Here is a 17,412-nt window from a genome sequence, read left to right as displayed (position 1 = left end):
GGGAGAGGGGACGACAGAGTTTTTGGAATGGATCGCTTCGACTACATCATCATCGGCGCCGGCAGTGCCGGTTGCGTGCTTGCCAACCGGCTCTCGGCTGACCGCAACAGCAGAGTGCTGCTCTTGGAAGCGGGCGGCAACGACAACTACCACTGGATCCATATCCCGGTCGGCTATCTCTATTGCATCAACAATCCCCGCACCGATTGGTGTTTCACCACGTCGGCGGAAGCGGGCCTGAACGGCCGGTCGCTGAACTATCCGCGCGGCAAGGTGCTCGGCGGCAGCTCCTCCATCAACGGCATGATCTACATGCGTGGCCAGGCGCGCGACTACGATCTCTGGCGGCAGCTCGGTTGCGCGGGCTGGGGCTGGGACGACGTGCTGCCCTATTTCATCAAGTCCGAGGATCACTATCGAGGCAAGGACGAGATGCACGGCGCCGGCGGCGAATGGCGGGTCGAAAAAGCGCGTGTCCGCTGGGCCGTGCTGGACGCCTTCCAGGCTGCAGCCAGAGAGGCCGGCATCCCGGAAACGCCGGATTTTAATCGCGGCAACAATGAAGGATCGGGCTATTTCGACGTCAACCAGCGCTCCGGCATCCGCTGGAACACGACGAAGGCCTTCCTGCGCCCGGCCATGAAGCGCGGCAATCTGACCGTCTATACCAAGGCGCAGGTTCGTCGCTTGATCGTTGAGGGCGATGCCGTGACCGGTGTCGAATTCCTGCATGACGGCGTGGAGAAGCGCGCCTATGCAAGCAAGGAGACCGTACTGTCAGCCGGCTCCATTGGCTCACCGCATATTCTCGAACTGTCAGGCATCGGCCATGGCGATGTGTTGAGCAAGGCCGGCATCGAGGTCGTGCGCGAGGTCAGATCCGTCGGCGAAAATCTGCAGGATCATTTGCAGCTTCGCATGGCTTACAAGGTGACCGGCGTTCCCACGCTGAACGAGAAGGCGACGAGCCTCATCGGCAAGGCGGCGATCGGCCTCGAGTATCTCGTTCGCCGCTCAGGCCCGATGGCGATGGCGCCGAGCCAGCTTGGTATCTTCACGCGCTCCGGCCCCGACAAGGAAACGCCGGATCTGCAATATCATGTGCAGCCGGTCTCGCTCGACAAGTTCGGGGATCCCGTGCATCCCTTTCCGGCGATCACCGCCAGCGTCTGCAATCTGCGGCCCGAAAGCCGTGGCTCGGTGCATGTGCGCAGCCCCGATTTTGCCATGCAGCCGGCCATCAGCCCGAACTATCTCTCCGCTCAGCGCGACCGGGAGATCGCCGTGCGCTCCATTCGCTTGACGCGGCGGATCGTGGCGCAGCCCTCGTTCGCCCGGTTCAGACCCGAGGAATTCAAGCCCGGACCGGCCTATGAGACGGACGCCGATCTGGAGCGGGCTGCCGGCGATATCGGCACGACGATTTTCCACCCGGTCGGCACATGCCGCATGGGCGGCGACGCGCAAAGCGTTGTTGATCCCCGCTTGCGGCTGCGAGCGTTGTCGGGGCTTCGCATCGCCGACGCCTCCATCATGCCATCGATCACATCAGGCAACACGAATTCACCAACCATCATGATCGCCGAGAAGGCAGCCGAGATGATCCTTGCCGACAATCGATGAAGGCTTATTCATGAGAGCAGGTCCAGGAAAAGTGCGCAGCGGTTTTCCGTCCGGAGTTGCGCTAAGACAAAGAGCTAGAACGGCGCGGCGTTTCCATGAAATGCAAACCGTTCTGGCAGCAGGGACAGGAGATTTGCATGGATAGCACCGACGAGGTCATCATCGAGCGGCGCGGATCGGCCGGCATCATCAGGCTCAACCGCCCGAAGGCGCTGAACAGCCTGACATTGCCGATGGTGCGGACCATTGCTCCGGCCTTGGAGGATTTCGCCGCCGACCCCGCGGTCGCGAGCGTCATCGTCATGGGCGAGGGAGAGCGCGGCTTTTGCGCCGGCGGCGACATTCGCCTGCTGCACCGGAGCGGCAGGGAGGGGTCCGATGAAGCGGAAACTTTCTGGCGCGAAGAGTTCCTGCTCAATCATGCCATTTCGCGCTATCCAAAACCCTATGTAGTGCTGATGGACGGCATCACCATGGGTGGCGGCGTCGGCCTCTCGGCGCATGGCAGCCATCGCGTCGTCACCGAGCGCACCCGCCTTGCCATGCCGGAAACCGGCATCGGCTACTTCCCGGATGTCGGCGCCACCTGGTTGCTGCCGCGCGCGCCGGGTGAAGCCGGCACCTGGATGGGGCTGACCGGCCTTACCGTCGAGGCAGCCGATGTCATCCATGCCGGTTTTGCCGATCATTATGTCGCGTCCTCGGCGCTGCCGGCTCTCGTGGATGCGATTGCGGCGCTGCCCGCCGCCACCTCTGGCGCAGAGGTGCACGCATTGATCCGCACGATGGCTTCGGACGCTAGCGAGAGCCGGCTTGCGGCAAACCGCAATGTGATCGACCGCACGTTCTCGGCAGACACGGTGGAAGAGATTCTAACGGCATTGACGGCTGAACCCGGAGAGTTTGCCGCAGAAGCCGCCGGCGTGATCGCCAGCCGCTCACCGACCAGCCTGAAGCTGACCTTGCGGCTGCTGCGGGCAGGGCGAACAAGCGCCAATCTCGCCGAATGCCTCAATCGGGAACTCGGCGCCTGCAAGGGCATATTGTATAATCACGATTTCTACGAAGGCGTGCGCGCCGCTGTTATCGACAAGGATCGCAATCCGAAATGGTCTCCGGCGAGCCTTTCTGAAGTGGCTGCTGCCGATATCGACCGCTTTTTCGCACCGCCGCAGCCGCCGCTTTTCGCGAACTAGGACGGTTCAGCTCACCACTGAATTTCCGAATCGCTCTATCTCACCACTTTAAGCAATTCCGGAACGGAAAGCGGATCTGCATCTTTCCCGGAATTGCTTCAACCGATCATGGGAGGAAAACATCATGACACGGATCGCATTCATCGGCCTCGGCAATATGGGAGGCCCGATGGCCGCCAATCTCGTCAAGGCGGGCCATGCCGTCACGGGGTTCGACCTCTCGCATGATGTGCTGAAGGCTGCCGAGGCATCGGGAGTGAAACCTGCCAGCGTGCTGACTGAGGCTTCGGCGGACGCGGAAGTGGTCGTGACCATGCTGCCGAAGGGCCAGCACGTCATCACCGTCTGGACAGACGTGTTGCGGTCCGTGCCCAAGGGAACCCTGTTGATCGACAGCTCTACCATCGATGTCGACAGTGCCCGCAAGGCGCACGCCATGGCTGATGATGCCGGCTGCCTCTCGCTCGATGCGCCGGTGTCCGGCGGCACGGGTGGTGCTGCGGCCGGCACGCTGACCTTCATGGCCGGAGGCTCGACCGAGAGCTTTGCGACGGCCAAACCCCTGTTGGAAGTGATGGGCAAGAAGATCGTCCATTGCGGCGATGCCGGTGCCGGCCAAGCCGCGAAGATCTGCAACAACATGATCCTCGGCATTTCCATGATCGGTGCCTGCGAGGCCTTCGTGCTCGGCGAAAAGCTCGGCCTCTCGCATCAGGCCCTGTTCGACGTCGCCTCGACGTCGTCTGGCCAGTGCTGGTCAATCAACACCTATTGTCCCGTGCCCGGCCCTGTGCCGACTTCGCCTGCCAACCACGACTACAAGCCCGGCTTTGCAGCTGCCCTGATGCTCAAGGACCTGCGGCTGTCGCAGGAGGCGGCTCTGTTGAGCGGCGCATCCACGCCTCTGGGTGCGGAGGCGGCACAGCTCTATGCACTCTTCGAAAAACTCGGCAATGGCGGCCGCGATTTTTCTGCCATTATCGAGATGTTCCGGGAGGCGAAGTGAGTATTGATAGTAAAAGTTGAACCAGTTGAGGGCTAGGGTGAGGGGCTTTACCGAAACGGCGACCCCAACGAATAGCCGCAACTCACCGCCACATGCCCCGCATCCGCGCGCCGACATCGACGCGCACCTCTCGCGCACGAATGGCGGCGGGGCTTTCGGCGCGCGCTTGCGGCCAGCCGCAAACCTCGAAGAACTGCAGCAATGTCGCCGGGATGAAGCGTGTGCGCGAGGCAAAGACGTGTTTGTCCCCCTGCGCGTGCTGGCCGTGCACGAAGAAACGCTGCGGAATAACGAGATCGAGATTGTCCTTGGCCCGCGTCATGGCAACATAAAGCAGCCGCCGTTCCTCTTCGATCTCGGCGGATGATCCGACGGCGAGATCGGCGGGAATGCAGCCGTCGACGGCGTTGAGGATGAAGACCTTCGTCCATTCCTGCCCTTTGGCGGAGTGGATGGTCGACAGGATCAGATAGTCCTCGTCGAGCAGCGGCACGCCCGCCTGATCGCTGGTGGCGTCAGGCGGATCGAGCGTCAGTTCGGTGAGAAAGCGCTCGCGCGAGCCGTAGCCCGCGGCGATCTGTTCGAGCTGGATTAGGTCTGCCTGGCGCGTGGAAGCATCTTCATGCGTCCGTTCGAGGTGCGGCTCGTACCATTGGCGCACCAGGCCGATTTCCGCCGGCCATCCGGCCTTGCCGCTTTTGACCTCCCGCATCGTCTCGACGAAGGCCGTCCAGTCGTCTCCCGTGCGCGGAGGTGGCGGCAGTTCGGCCAGCGCCGTGATCGGGCTTGCCTCTTCGCCGATCTGGTCGAGCACGCGCTGTGCCGTGGAAGGGCCGACGCCGGGCAGGAGTTGCATCAGGCGGAAGCCTGCCACACGGTCGCGCGGGTTTTGGGCGAAACGCAGCGCCGCCAGCATGTCCTTGACATGAGCGCTGTCGAGAAACTTCAGTCCGCCGAACTTGACGAAGGGGATGTTGCGGCGGGTGAGCTCCACTTCCAGCGGTCCGCTATGGCTTGAGGTGCGGAAGAGCACGGCCTGCTGCTTCAGCCTCGCGCCGCCCTCGCGATTTTCCAGCACCTGATCGGCGATGTAGCGCGCCTGATCCGCTTCATCGCGCACCGTCACCAGCCGCGGGCGCTCCGTGCTCTGCCGCTCGGTGCGCAGGTTCTTGGTGAAGCGCTCCGAAGCAAGATCGATCACGGCATTGGCGGCGGCGAGAATAGGCTGCGTCGAGCGATAATTGCGGTCGAGCGTGACGATATCGGCCGATGGCGTGAAAGCCTTGGGGAAATCGAGGATGTTGCGCACGGTTGCGGCACGGAAGGAGTAGATCGACTGCGCATCGTCGCCAACGACAGTCAATCCTCGGCCATCTGGCTTCAACGCGAGGAGGATGGAGGATTGCAGCCGGTTTGTGTCCTGATATTCGTCGACCAGCACATGATCGAAGCGGCTGCCGATATCCTCGGCGATCAGCGGCTCCTGCAGCATATGCGCCCAGTAGAGCAGCAAATCGTCGTAATCGAGTACGTTCTGCACCTGCTTTGCCTCGACATAGGCGGCGAAGAGATCGCGAAGCTGCTGCTCCCACATCGCGCACCAAGGGAAGTAATCGCGCAGCACGCCATCGAGCGGCGCTTCCGCATTGACGGAGCGTGAATAGATGGCAAGGCATGTCGCCTTGGTAGGGAAGCGGTTCTCCGTCTTGGAAAAGCCGAGGTCGTGGCGCGCAAGGTTCATCAGATCGGCGCTGTCTTCCCGGTCGTGGATTGTGAAGGCCGGATCGATGCCGATCTGCTCGGCATAGTCCCGCAGCAGGCGCGCACCAATGCCATGGAACGTGCCGGTCCAGGCAAGCGCATCGGCGGTGATGCCGGCATTCGCACCCAGCACCTCGCGGCAAATCCGCTCGACCCGCCGGCCCATTTCCGCGGCGGCCCGGCGCGAGAATGTCATCAGCAGAATGCGGCGCGGATCCGCACCCTTGACGATCAGATGCGCCACGCGATGGGCAAGCGTATTCGTCTTGCCGGAGCCGGCCCCGGCGATAACAAGCAGTGGCCCGGCGACATGATCGTCAGATGCAGTCGTACCGTGCTCCACCGCCAGCCGCTGCTCCGGGTTCAGCTTTTCCAGATAGGCAGCGGTCATGAACTCTCCTGAACCTGTCGGATGAAGGATGGCTGGGCGCAATCCACGACGAATCGCATCGGCGAAATTATCCAGACGTTCTATGGATGTTCCGAATCGCGCAAGCCTGTCAAGATTGGCGGGGCAGCAACGCGGAAGTGACCTCTTGTGCAAGAATCTTATCCGGATTTGGTCAATTCAGGCTCGAAAACGGCGTTCGTCATCCTTATGTATTATTTCGACGCGGTATGTTGAGTTTTATGGCTTGGTAGTGCGTAGAACGAAGGTTTCAGGACATGAACGAAACGATTGCCACTAGGCTGCGTCTGCCTAGCGGGCTGGTGGCTTTGCCCGATGGGCGCTTCGCACTGGTGGAGATGGATACCAGCCGCCGCTGTCTGAAACTTTTCGAGACAAGCGGTGCATATCAGGAAATTTGCAAAATCGGCGGCACCCCGAGCGGGATTGCGATCGACGGTGATGGATGTTTCTGGATAGCCGACGGTCCGGAAAATTCTCTTGTCAGGCTATCGTCGCAGGGCCGCGTGCTGCAGGTAATCGAAGGTAGCGCCGACGGCCCGTTTCTTCATCCAAATGCTCTCGCTTTTGGCCCGGATGGCCTGCTTTACATGACCGATTCAGGCATCCGTCTCGACGACCTCCTCAAAGGCGGCCATATTCATCCCGATTTTTTCAAGGCAGCCTACAATGGCTGTGTCTATCAGATCGATCCTGCCGATGGCCGGGTCATCAGGGTACTGGCGGCAGGCCTGCTCTTTGCCGGCGGCATAGCCTTCGGCGCTGACGGGCTGCTCTATTACAGCGAGACGCTAACCGGGAACATCCACCGGCAGATCATTGGCGGGCGGCAGGAACTGTTCGTCCGATCGATGCCAACGCCTGCCATGAATATGCTACGCGGCCCGGCCGGTCTCGCCTTCGATCGCAGCGGAGTGCTCTATTGCGCGATGTATGGGCTGGGCGAAATCTCGCTTGTCGATACCGAGGGTAGAATGGCCGGCCATATCCGTACGGATGGTACGAGGCCGAGCAATATCGCCTTTACAGTCGATGGCAAGCATCTGCTCGTCAGCGAGCAGGAAAACGGTGTGGTTGAGAAGATAACGGCGCCGCGTCCGGGGCTACCGTTGCATATGCCGTCTATTTCCTAAAGCATGTCGCGCAAAAGTGTGCAGCGGTTTTGCGGTAACGGCATGCGCAACGTCAAAGGTCTAAAGCACGAGAAGCGGATCTGAAGGATCGCAACGCGCTTTGGAGCGGCTGGCGGACATGCCCGCAGCCGGGCATGTCCTGTTTCCATAGATTTGCTGCTTATTCCGCCGCAGGAATCTGCTTGTTGCCCTTGTCCGACTTGCCGTCTGTCGATGCCGCATCGTTGGCGGCGGGCTTGGCATGCCGACGGCGCCAGTCGCCGAGGAAGAGCAGGATCGGCGCTGCGATGAAGATCGACGAGGCGCCAGCGACAAGTATGCCGAACACCATCGGGATCGCGAAGCTGGAGACGGCGCTACCGCCCCAGATCGCCATCGGCACCAGCGCCAGGAAAGCGGTGGCGTTGGTATAGAGGCTTCGCGCCAGGGTCTCGTTGATCGACCTGTCGATGATCTCGCGCAGCGGCATCGACTTGTAAAGCCGCATATTTTCACGCATGCGGTCATAGACCACGACCTTGTCGTTCACCGAATATCCCACAAGCGTCAGGATCGCGGCGATGGCCGTCAGGTTGAAATCGAGGCCGGTGATCGCGAAGAAGCCGATCGCCTTGGTGACGTCGAGCACCAGTGTGACAATGGCGCCGACCGCAAACGGCCATTCGAACCGCACCCAGATGTAGACGAGCATCGCCAGGCTGGCGATCACGACCGACAGGATGCCGGCCCAGGCAAGCTCGCCCGAGACCTTCGGGCCGATGACATCGGTGCCTTCAATGGTTGCGGCTGGGTCGATCTTGGTGATTTCTGCCTTGAGCTTGGTCACCGCTGCTGTCTGTGCCTCTTCGCCGCCGTCCTGGCGCTGGGCGCGGATAAGGATGCTGTTGTTGTCGCCGAAAGACTGCAGTGCGATTTCGCCGAGGCCGAGCGTGTTCAGGCCCTCGCGGAACGTCGACAAATCGGCCGCGTCCTTGGTCTTGACCGACATCTGGATGCCGCCGCGGAAATCGACGCCGTAGTTGAGGCCAGGATGGATGAACAGTACCACCGAGGCGATCGACAGGATCGCCGAGACGGTGACGCCAAAGAAGCGGGCCTTCATGAAGTGAATGTGCTTGTCATAGGGGCTGAAGGGGATCAGCGGCCTGATGTTGAGCACCTTCAGCTTGCGGCGGCGGGTGATGGCGATCATCACGACGCGTACGAAGGCGACGGAGGTGAACATCGAGATGATGAGGCCGAGACCCATGGTCACGGCAAAGCCGCGAACCGGGCCAGAGCCAAAGTAGAATAGGATGGCGGCCGCGATCAGGGCCGTCATGTTGCCGTCGATAATCGTCGAATAAGCCTTCCTGAAGCCGTTATCGATGGCGGCGAATGCGCCGCGGTCCTTGCGGGTTTCTTCGCGGATACGCTCGTTGATGAGAACGTTGGCATCAACCGCAAGGCCGATACCGAGGACGATGCCGGCGATGCCGGGCAGCGTCAGCGTGGCGCCAACCAGCGTCAGGGCCGAGAAGGTCAGGATCGTGTGGACGAGCAGTGCAACATTCGCGAGAATCCCCCAGGCGCCGTAGAGCACGAAGATGAAGGCGGCAACCAAGACGAAGCCTACCAGGCCGCTATAGATGCCCTTCTGGATCGCATCGGCGCCGAGGTCAGCGCCGACGGTGCGTTCTTCGATGACGGTCAATTTGGCCGGGAGCGCGCCGGCGCGCAACAGGGCGGCGAGCGTGGTGGCGCTGTCGGCGGTGAAGTTGCCGGAGATCTGACCCGAACCGCCGGTGATCGGCTCGCGGATATTCGGTGCACTCAGCACCTTGTTGTCGAGCACGATGGCAAAAGGCTTGCCGACATTTTCGCGGGTGATTTCAGCGAAACGATTGGCACCGGCGCTGTCGAAGCGGAAGGTGACAAGCGGCTCATGCGTGTTTGGATCGAAGCTGACGCGGGCGTCCGTCAGACGGTCGCCGGACAGTTCGATACGGTCGAGCACCGGATAGCTGTTGCCCCGCTCGTCCTTCAGGATAGTGACGCCGGGGCCAGGATTGTTCGGATCGACGCTGTCGGCAAGCAGGTGGAAGGACATCTTTGCAGTCGAGCCGAGAAGCTCACGCAGACGCGACGGGTCCTGTGCCCCCGGAAGCTGGACTAGAACGCGGTTCGGGCCGACGCGCTGGATGGTCGGCTCGGCGACGCCGACCTGGTCGACGCGCTTGCGGATGACTTCGAGGCTCTGCTGAACGGCGGAATCGACGTTGGCCGAAATACCCGCCTGCGAGAAAGACATGGCGATCGCCGCACCGTTCGGTGCGATGTTGAGATCGGACTGACCTGCCGAGAGGCCCGACGTGACCGTGTTGGCAAGCGTGCGCAGCTGCGTCACCGCATCGTTGCTCTGCGAGGCATCGTTAATCGTCACCACCACCTGATTGCCGTTGCGGACGACCGAGCGGGTCTGGATGTTCTTGTCGCGCAACACGCGGCGCGCGTCCTGCTGCAGCGATTGCAGCCGGCCGTTCGTCAGATCCTTCTCGTCGACTTCGAGCACGAGATAGGAGCCGCCGCGAAGGTCGAGACCGAGCGGAACCTGGCTATGCGGCAGCCAGGAGGGGATTTTGTCGAGCGCTGACGGCGGCAGCGCGTTCGGCAGGGCGATCAGAAGGCCAATCAGGATGACCACTGTATAAAGCGCCACGAGCCATGGTGAGGTACGCATGGGTATTATCCTTGAAAATATGCTTATGCCGGCGGCCTGGCCGCTGGCGGACTGAAGATCATGTCGGGAATGCAGCGCGTCTGCGCCGACCGCTTAGGCGAGCCTGCTTGGAGGACCGCGAGCGAGATAGGCGCGAAGTGCCAGGGTTTCGAGCCGCGAGACGTTGTCCGCATGGCGCGGCTGCCAGGGTGTGGCCGGATATCCGAGGGAGGGAAGGCCAGTAAGCGTTGCAGGCCCTATGTCGTGCCAGGTGGCCTTCGGCGTCACTAGCCGATCGGCGACGAGAGTGCCGCGAACCGGATCCCGCAGAGAAAGGTAGAGTGGCTGGCTTTCCCTACCGGAAGAGAGAGCATCTGCATCCGCCCGCGTGGCAAGGTTGATGCCGCCGCCAAGCGCTAGCCCGATATAGGCGAAAAATGCGACGAACAGCGAGGCAATCACGCGCGCTCCGGCGCGGTGCGTCCTGTCGTCTCTATCTTCGCTGTCGGCAGCGCCGAATTCGAGTGGGCTCAACGGTCAGAAATGCCTTCTTTCCTTTGCCGGCGCGAACTCCGGCGGTTCGGTCATGATATCAGGACGCCTCGCGCCTTCATAGTGCGTCCCGTCATGATGCACTTGCGCCGGCCGGTCAACCGTCCCGGCGCGATTTCTTCCATGACAGGACTATCGGGCATCACGGCTTGGGCGCCAGGCAGCTTGCCGGAACGCGATAGGCATAGAGTGTATCGCCCTTCATATCGCCGAAGGGAGGCGACCAGCTCTTGATGAGCTCGGCCTGGCCTTCGGGGCAGGTGATCGGATCGGTGTCGACGAACAGCACCGGACGGGTCACATTGGCGGGTAGGGAGAAATCCTGCTCGTAATAGTTCTTCGGGAAGCCGCCGAAATTGCGGGCGTAGATGTGGAATGGCTTGCCCTTCAGCGTATAGAAGAGATCGGCAAGGATGGCGCGATCCGACGCCACGATATCAGGCAGCTTTGCAGTCGTAGAGATATCGGCGATTTCCAGGCTGACGATGCTGCGGCCGACATAGCGCTTCATGACGAGATCGCCGTTCGGCATTTTGACATCAAGCGCGAGAACGGTCAGCACCGGGATGACGATGGCGACGATCGCGCCGATGATCAGCGAGGTGACCAGCCCCTTCTTCGTCAGGCGATAGAGCAGCAGGACTGCAAGAATAGTGCCTGCAGCATAGGCGGCGACAGCCCAGTTGGCATAGGCCTTGGCGAAGAGGGCCTGCAGAGCGATCAGGATCACCACCGGCATGGATAGCCAGAACAGCAATTTCTCCTTGTCGTCGCTTTGCCCGCGGATCAGCCGCCAGGTCGCCCACAAAAGCGCATAGAATACGACTGGACCGACCACGCCGAACTGCGCTCCGACGAAGTTGAGCCCGTTGAGGAGATGCTTCAGCGGGCTGGCCCCGCTGCCACCTGTGCTCCACCGGGCGATGCTTCCGGTGTGTTTTACGGTCGCTGCGTCATGCGTGAGGTTCCACCAAAGATTGGGCGCAACGACGATGGCACCGACGACGGCGGCAATTGCGACGTCCCGCCAGGCGATGCGCGCGGAGCGCAGCGTCAGCATGGCGATGCCCACGCCCGGCAGCAGGAAGAGCACGGAGTATTTCGTCATGAAGGCGAGGCCGAGGCCGAGGCCGAGGATCAGAGCTTCGGAAACGGAAGAACGCCTGGTCAGGCCGATAAAGGCCCAGATGGCAATCGTGATGAACAGGATCTGGATCGTGTCGGTCGACACCAGCACGGCCGAAAGCGATGCGGCCGGCAGGGTGATGAAGATGACGCCGGCCCAGGGGGCAATATTGCGCCCTTCTTCTCCATCGAACAGCCGTCGCGTCGTCACCATCAGCATCAGGGCGGTGGCGAGATGAAAAAGCGGCGCCGAGATGCGGATCCAGAATGTCGAGTCCGATCCCGAGATCGTATTGAAGAAGCGGATGACCCAGGCAATCATCGGCGGCTTGGAATAATAGCCGAAATCCAGGTTCTGACCCCAGAACCAATATTGCGCCTCGTCGACGAACAGGTCCGTCCTGTTGATCAGCAACATGAGCACGCGCCAGAGCGTCACTCCGAAGATGATCGCAAGCGCTGTTCCCAGCGAAAGCTTCTGGGTATTCGTTCGGGATTGGGTCGTATCGGACATTAAATGATAGATCTCGGTGCCAGGTCGTGAGGCTTAATACGGAACTATCAAGCCTAATGCTAGCGGCCGGCGAACGAGAAAGATGGCGAAGCGGCGCCCTGTCTCAAAGTGCAAAGGGCTTCGCGCCCGACCCTGCGGCCCGGAGATATCGGGTTCGACATCGTTAGAGGATGCGAGAGGCCTTGCCGCGGGCTTCTTCGATGCGGCACAGAAGCATGAAGGCCGCGAGCGTCATGCTGGCCATCAGCGAAGCGGTCAAACCAAGAACAATCATTGCTCTCTCCGTATCGACATCGAAGGTGTCTACGCCTGGAGCAGTAGGGTATGAAGCTTGCTCGTGACTTGCGTCCAGGCGCGTTTGCTGTCGGGCCGAAGGCGCAGAAAAGTAACATCTAAATTAGATGCGATCGAAACAAGACGGTCGGTCCGAGGTCATTAACCTTCGGGCAAGGAATTAACCATAAATAATGAGCCTGAACGTCGGAATGGGAAAATTGTGACTCGTTCTCAAAAGGCATGAAGCCGCCCCGTCGTACCGGGTTCGATCCGGTATCCATCTCATCAAACAGGTCCGCACAAGACTTTGATGAACGAGCGAGCTTTAGCGCCTCGATCATTTGATCGCCGGCCGCCTATGCTTTTCCTCGCGTCCTCATCGCGCCTGGCGCGGATCATCAGCGGTTTCGCCGGCGCTTGAGCGTGCGGCATTTCGGCGGGGACGATTTTGGCGCAGGATTCGCCGTCAGATCAGGCAGGTAGGGCGCAGGCTGGCAGCCTTCGCGACCGCTTGCGTTTTGCTGGTCTCGATGCCGGACAATGCGAGACGCTGCGCCGCAACCGGCCGATGCTCGAGGCCCATCTCAAAGCCGGCCTGCGCGATCTCTTCCGCCGGTTCCAGGCCTTTCCCGACGCCGCGCGCAATTTCACCAGCGAAAGCCAGCTCGAACGGCTCCAGGATCTGCAGTCCTCGCATTGGGATGTGCTGACGGATGCCCGCTTCGACAGCCTCTATGCAGAGCGCGTCAAGGTTTTATCCGACAGTGAGAGCAAGATGGGGCTCGACCCGCGCTGGCACGTTGCCGGCCATGGCGTCATGCTGGAGCATATTCTTACCGGTCTCGTCGAAGAGTTGGGCGGTCGCGCCATCCTGCCCGGAGCCAAGCGCCGTGCCCGCGAATTGAGCGAGCTGGTCACATCAGTCGTTCGCCTTGTCATGGTCGATGTCGAAATCGCCGTGTCCCTGCGTTTCAACGAAATGCGGGTCGGCCATCAGCGCATGCTGGTTGAGCAACGGGCTGCAGATCGTGCCGAGGCGACCGCCTTCATCGCCGAGGTCGCCAATGGTCTTGCCGATCGCGATCTGACGACCCGGATGCCGACCGATTGTCCCGAGGCTTATGCGGAAGTCGCGGAAGTTTTGAATGCGGCGCTGGCGGACATCCAGCAGCAGTTTTCGGCTCTGGCTGGCGGCGTGCAGACGGCGGAGGCGACAAGCGAAAGCATTTCCCGCTTTTCGAAATCCCTCGCGGAAAATTCGGCCGAACAGTCGCAGGGCCTCGCAGCCTCGGCGCGCCAGCTTGCCGAGCTTGCCGATCAGGTGCGCGGCAATGCCGCCAATACGCGCTCGGCTGAACGCGCGGCGGTATCGACGCGTACGGCTGCGGAAGACAGCGGCCGGATCGTCGGGCAGGCGATATCGGCCATGGCCGATATCGAGACCTCGGCCGAAAAGATCGGCCAGATCATCGGCGTCATCGATGAAATCGCCTTCCAGACCAATCTTCTGGCCTTGAATGCCGGTATCGAAGCCGCCCGCGCCGGCGATAGCGGCCGCGGCTTTGCCGTCGTTGCGCAGGAGGTTCGCGCCCTTGCGCAGCGTTCCGCCGATGCCGCCCGCGAAATCAAGGTTCTGGTGACGGGCACGAAGGCCCAGGTCGATGCGGGCGTGCAGATGGTCGGCCGCACGCAGGATGCGATCGGCAGCATCGTCCGCCAGGTGACCGACATCAATGAAGCCATCTCCGGGATCGCAGCGGCGAGCGACGTGCAAGTGGCCGGACTGCATTCGCTCTCGACGGATATTGGCGATTTCAGCACGCGCGCTGCCGCAGACGAAGGCCTGGCCAATCGTTCGCAGGAAGGCGCCGATCACCTCCAAACCGTTGTTGTCGAGCTTGGCCGCACCATCCGCGAGTTTCGCATCGAGCGCGAGCGGCGCCATGCGGCCGCTCCGGCACCGGTGAAGGCCGCTCAGCAGCGACAGCTTCCCGCCCGCGACGAATTCAACGTTGGGCGGGATGAGGACGAGATGGCCGATTTCGGCTTCCCGCTTCGCAGGGCCGCAATGGGAGGCGAACGGAATGCCTACTGATTTTACAGTTTTTTGCGCATTCGGGCCGGCGGGTCCGATTTCAGACAACAAGGAATGAAGCGATGCGTAGCAGGAAAGGCGAAAAGACAATCAGTCTGGCTGCGGTGCTGGACCTCAACGAGGCCTCGACGCTTCGCGGCAAGTTGATGGGGATGCGCGGCAGCAATGTCGTGATCGATGCGTCCGGCGTCGAAAGGATTGGGGCCCTGTGCATGCAGGTCATCATGGCTGCTGCCAAGACCTGGGATGAGGACAAGCTGTCCTTCACCTTCTCCAAGGTGTCGGACGCGTTTCAGAAAACGATGCAGATGATCGGGGTGGATATCTCTCACCTGCCTGCCAAGGAGATCCGGCAATGAAGAAAAAAGTACTGACCGTGGATGATTCGCGGACCATTCGAAACATGCTTCTTGTCACCCTCAATAATGCGGGTTTCGAGACTATTCAGGCTGAAGACGGAGTCGAAGGTCTGGAAATTCTGGAAGAAGCCAATCCGGATGTGATCGTCACCGATATCAACATGCCGCGCCTCGACGGCTTCGGCTTCATCGAGGGTGTGCGCCGGAACGACAGATATCGCGCCGTTCCCATCCTCGTCCTGACGACCGAGAGCGACGCTGAAAAGAAGAACCGTGCCCGCCAGGCCGGTGCGACCGGCTGGATCGTCAAGCCGTTCGACCCCGCCAAGCTGATCGATGCCATCGAGCGCGTAACCGCTTAAACAGGATCCGCCCCTTATGGATATGAACGAAATCAAAGAGATTTTCTTCCAGGAGTGCGAAGAGCAGCTCGCCGAACTGGAATCCGGTCTCCTGAAAATGAATGATGGCGACCGGGATCCGGAAACCGTCAATGCCGTCTTCCGCGCCGTTCATTCCATCAAGGGTGGGGCAGGAGCCTTCGGTCTGGACGACCTGGTCTCATTTGCTCACGTCTTCGAGACGACGCTCGATTGCGTTCGATCCAACAAGCTGGAGCCGACCCAGGACGTCCTGAAGGTGATGCTCAAGGCGGCCGACGTTCTGGCCGATCTGACCAACGCCGCCCGCGACGGCGGCAGTGTCGATCAGGCGCGCAGCCGCGGGCTGGTCAAGGAGCTGGAGGCACTGGCGAACGGCGATGTTCCTGCACCATCCGTCGCGGTCGTCGCAGAGGCGGCTCCCAAGCCAGCCGCAGCCCCTACGGATGACAGCGGTTTTCAGCCGATCCCCTTCAGCTTCGATGACGATTTCGGCGCCGACGAGCAATCCGCCAATGGCATGCCGGAATATGAAGTCAGCTTCAAGCCGCGCTCCGATCTCTATGCCAAGGGCAACGACGCCACGCTGCTGCTGCGCGATCTCGCGCGCCTGGGCGAGATGAGCGTCTATTGCGACGTGGATGCGCTGCCGGGCCTTCCCGAAATCGACCCGGAAGGGGCCTATTTCAAGTGGACGATCTCGATCAAGACGGACAAGGGCGAGGATGCCATCCGCACTGTCTTCGAGTTTGCCGAATGGGATTGCGAGCTCGATGTCCGGCCGGTCGGAGCTGATGCCGGTGCCTCAAGCGGTGAAGAGCTGCCGATGGTTCCTGTGCCCTTCGATCTTTCCGTCCTCGATGAGGAGCGCGCCGAGCCGGCGGCTGAGCCGATCGGGGAAGTGCCGCGGCCGAAGAGCGATGCCGCTGCGGCCGTTGCCGCAGCTGAAACCGCCAGCAACGTCACGCAGCTCGCCGCCGTTGCCGCACGCGTCGAAAAGAAGGAGGCAGCCCTTGCGGCTGCCGCCGCCGCCAATGCCGCCGCAGCAGCGCAGAATAACGCTGCAGCCGGTGTCGGCCAGACCATTCGCGTCGATCTCGATCGTGTCGACCGGCTGATCAATCTGGTCGGCGAGCTCGTCATCAACCAGGCGATGCTGTCCCAGAGCGTCATCGAGAATGACAACAATGGCGCGTCCTCGATCAACATGGGTCTCGAAGAGCTGCAGCAGCTCACCCGCGAGATCCAGGACAGCGTCATGGCGATCCGCGCTCAGCCGGTGAAGCCGGTCTTCCAGCGCATGTCACGCATCGTCCGCGAAATCGCCGACATGACGGGCAAGTCGATCCGCCTGATCACCGAGGGTGAGAACACCGAAGTCGACAAGACTGTCATCGACAAGCTTGCCGAACCGCTCACCCACATGATCCGCAATGCCGTCGACCACGGCATCGAAACCCCGGAAAAGCGCGCGACGCTCGGCAAGAATCCGGAAGGCACTGTTCGCCTGACGGCAAAGCACCGTTCGGGCCGCATCCTGATCGAGCTTGCCGACGACGGCGCCGGCATCAACCGCGAAAAGGTGCGCCAGAAGGCCATCGACAATGACCTAATCGCAGCCGACGCCAATCTTTCCGATGAGGAAGTCGACAACCTGATCTTCCTGCCGGGCTTCTCGACCGCCGACAAGATCTCCGACATTTCTGGCCGCGGCGTCGGTATGGACGTGGTCAAGCGCTCGATCCAGGCACTCGGCGGCCGCATCAACATCAGCTCCAGACCGGGGCAGGGCTCCGTCTTCACCATGAGCCTGCCGCTGACGCTTGCCGTCCTCGACGGCATGGTGGTGACGGTTGCCGGTCAGACACTGGTCGTACCGTTGACGGCGATCGTCGAAACGCTGCAGCCGGAAGCATCCGCCATCCATTCCTTCGGTGCAAACCATCGTCTGATCTCGATCCGCAACAGCTTCTGCCCGCTGGTCGATGTCGGTCGCATCCTGAACTTCCGCGCCACGCAGGCCAATCCGGTCGACGGCGTCGCTCTGCTGGTGGAATCCGAAGGCGGCGGTCAGCGCGCGCTGATGGTCGATGCCATCCAGGGGCAGCGTCAGGTCGTCATCAAGAGCCTCGAAGCGAACTACACGCATGTGCCCGGCATTGCGGCTGCAACCATCCTTGGCGATGGCCGCGTCGCATTGATCCTCGATGTCGATGCCGTGGTCGGCGCTTCGCGCGGCCAGTCGCTGAAGCCTGAAATATCTTACGCAGCGGCGGGGTAAGTCG

12 protein-coding genes are annotated in these 17,412 nt (G+C 61.5%); 8 read left to right on the top strand and 4 right to left on the bottom strand.

Annotation, left to right across the window (positions count from 1 at the left end):
• Positions 1-27: 27 nt before the first annotated feature.
• From QD409_RS20910 to mmsB, 3 genes are all read left to right on the top strand, one after another.
• Positions 28-1,623, top strand: a complete 1,596-nt coding sequence (locus QD409_RS20910; RefSeq protein WP_430763568.1) for a GMC family oxidoreductase — start codon at positions 28-30, stop codon at positions 1,621-1,623.
• A gap of 137 nt (positions 1,624-1,760) precedes the next feature.
• A complete protein-coding gene (locus QD409_RS20905) occupies positions 1,761-2,819 on the top strand; it encodes an enoyl-CoA hydratase/isomerase family protein (protein WP_430763567.1) in 1,059 nt (352 codons plus the stop codon).
• A gap of 124 nt (positions 2,820-2,943) precedes the next feature.
• Entirely contained in the window at positions 2,944-3,825 is an 882-nt protein-coding gene (mmsB, locus tag QD409_RS20900) for a 3-hydroxyisobutyrate dehydrogenase (RefSeq protein WP_430763566.1), read from the top strand.
• Between the two features lie 82 nt (positions 3,826-3,907).
• On the opposite strand, the gene QD409_RS20895 is transcribed toward mmsB, so the two are convergent.
• Positions 3,908-5,977: an ATP-dependent helicase gene (locus tag QD409_RS20895; protein ID WP_092842919.1), complete on the bottom strand. Its 2,070-nt coding sequence runs from the start codon at positions 5,975-5,977 to the stop codon at positions 3,908-3,910.
• Positions 5,978-6,252: 275 nt separating this feature from the next.
• On the opposite strand from QD409_RS20895, the gene QD409_RS20890 reads away from it, so the two are divergent.
• A complete protein-coding gene (locus tag QD409_RS20890; protein ID WP_092842917.1) occupies positions 6,253-7,128 on the top strand; it encodes an SMP-30/gluconolactonase/LRE family protein in 876 nt (291 codons plus the stop codon).
• 160 nt (positions 7,129-7,288) lie between these two features.
• Here the strand turns inward: QD409_RS20890 and secD are convergent, their stop codons facing one another.
• The 3 genes from secD to QD409_RS20875 form a co-directional block, all read right to left on the bottom strand.
• The gene (gene secD, locus QD409_RS20885) at positions 7,289-9,847 is read right to left on the bottom strand and encodes a protein translocase subunit SecD (RefSeq protein ID WP_092842915.1); all 2,559 of its coding nucleotides are present in this window, start codon (positions 9,845-9,847) and stop codon (positions 7,289-7,291) included.
• A 93-nt stretch (positions 9,848-9,940) separates the two neighbouring features.
• Positions 9,941-10,360: a hypothetical protein gene (locus QD409_RS20880; RefSeq protein WP_430763565.1), complete on the bottom strand. Its 420-nt coding sequence runs from the start codon at positions 10,358-10,360 to the stop codon at positions 9,941-9,943.
• 160 nt (positions 10,361-10,520) lie between these two features.
• Entirely contained in the window at positions 10,521-12,017 is a 1,497-nt protein-coding gene (locus tag QD409_RS20875) for an ArnT family glycosyltransferase (protein WP_092842911.1), read from the bottom strand.
• Positions 12,018-12,741: 724 nt separating this feature from the next.
• Between QD409_RS20875 and QD409_RS20870 the strand changes: the two genes are divergently transcribed.
• The 4 genes from QD409_RS20870 (at position 12,742) to QD409_RS20855 (ending at position 17,408) form a co-directional block, all read left to right on the top strand.
• Entirely contained in the window at positions 12,742-14,388 is a 1,647-nt protein-coding gene (locus QD409_RS20870; RefSeq protein WP_430763564.1) for a globin-coupled sensor protein, read from the top strand.
• A gap of 62 nt (positions 14,389-14,450) precedes the next feature.
• Positions 14,451-14,747, top strand: a complete 297-nt coding sequence (locus QD409_RS20865) for an STAS domain-containing protein (RefSeq protein WP_092842905.1) — start codon at positions 14,451-14,453, stop codon at positions 14,745-14,747.
• Entirely contained in the window at positions 14,744-15,109 is a 366-nt protein-coding gene (cheY1, locus tag QD409_RS20860; RefSeq protein ID WP_004128526.1) for a chemotaxis response regulator CheY1, read from the top strand. Before QD409_RS20865 ends, cheY1 begins: the two co-directional genes overlap by 4 nt.
• 16 nt (positions 15,110-15,125) lie before the next feature.
• Positions 15,126-17,408 (top strand): chemotaxis protein CheA, encoded by a 2,283-nt coding sequence (locus tag QD409_RS20855; RefSeq protein ID WP_092842903.1) that lies wholly within the window; start codon positions 15,126-15,128, stop codon positions 17,406-17,408.
• Positions 17,409-17,412 lie beyond the last annotated feature (4 nt).

It is taken from the genome of Rhizobium sp. BR 315 (assembly GCF_050577975.1).
GTDB lineage: Bacteria > Pseudomonadota > Alphaproteobacteria > Rhizobiales > Rhizobiaceae > Rhizobium > Rhizobium miluonense.
The sequence above is the reverse complement of the archived record's forward strand: the minus strand, read 5'-3'. Positions and strand labels throughout refer to the sequence as shown.

Excerpts from the sequence above, each read along its gene's own strand:
- QD409_RS20875 (WP_092842911.1), bottom strand. The coding sequence starts at position 12,017 with ATGTCCGATACGACCCAATCCCGAACGAATACCCAGAAGCTTTCGCTG.
- QD409_RS20905 (WP_430763567.1), top strand. The coding sequence starts at position 1,761 with ATGGATAGCACCGACGAGGTCATCATCGAGCGGCGCGGATCGGCCGGC.
- QD409_RS20895 (WP_092842919.1), bottom strand. The coding sequence starts at position 5,977 with ATGACCGCTGCCTATCTGGAAAAGCTGAACCCGGAGCAGCGGCTGGCG.
- QD409_RS20855 (WP_092842903.1), top strand. The coding sequence starts at position 15,126 with ATGGATATGAACGAAATCAAAGAGATTTTCTTCCAGGAGTGCGAAGAG.
- QD409_RS20890 (WP_092842917.1), top strand. The coding sequence starts at position 6,253 with ATGAACGAAACGATTGCCACTAGGCTGCGTCTGCCTAGCGGGCTGGTG.
- QD409_RS20910 (WP_430763568.1), top strand. The coding sequence starts at position 28 with ATGGATCGCTTCGACTACATCATCATCGGCGCCGGCAGTGCCGGTTGC.
- mmsB (WP_430763566.1), top strand. The coding sequence starts at position 2,944 with ATGACACGGATCGCATTCATCGGCCTCGGCAATATGGGAGGCCCGATG.
- secD (WP_092842915.1), bottom strand. The coding sequence starts at position 9,847 with ATGCGTACCTCACCATGGCTCGTGGCGCTTTATACAGTGGTCATCCTG.
- cheY1 (WP_004128526.1), top strand. The coding sequence starts at position 14,744 with ATGAAGAAAAAAGTACTGACCGTGGATGATTCGCGGACCATTCGAAAC.
- QD409_RS20865 (WP_092842905.1), top strand. The coding sequence starts at position 14,451 with ATGCGTAGCAGGAAAGGCGAAAAGACAATCAGTCTGGCTGCGGTGCTG.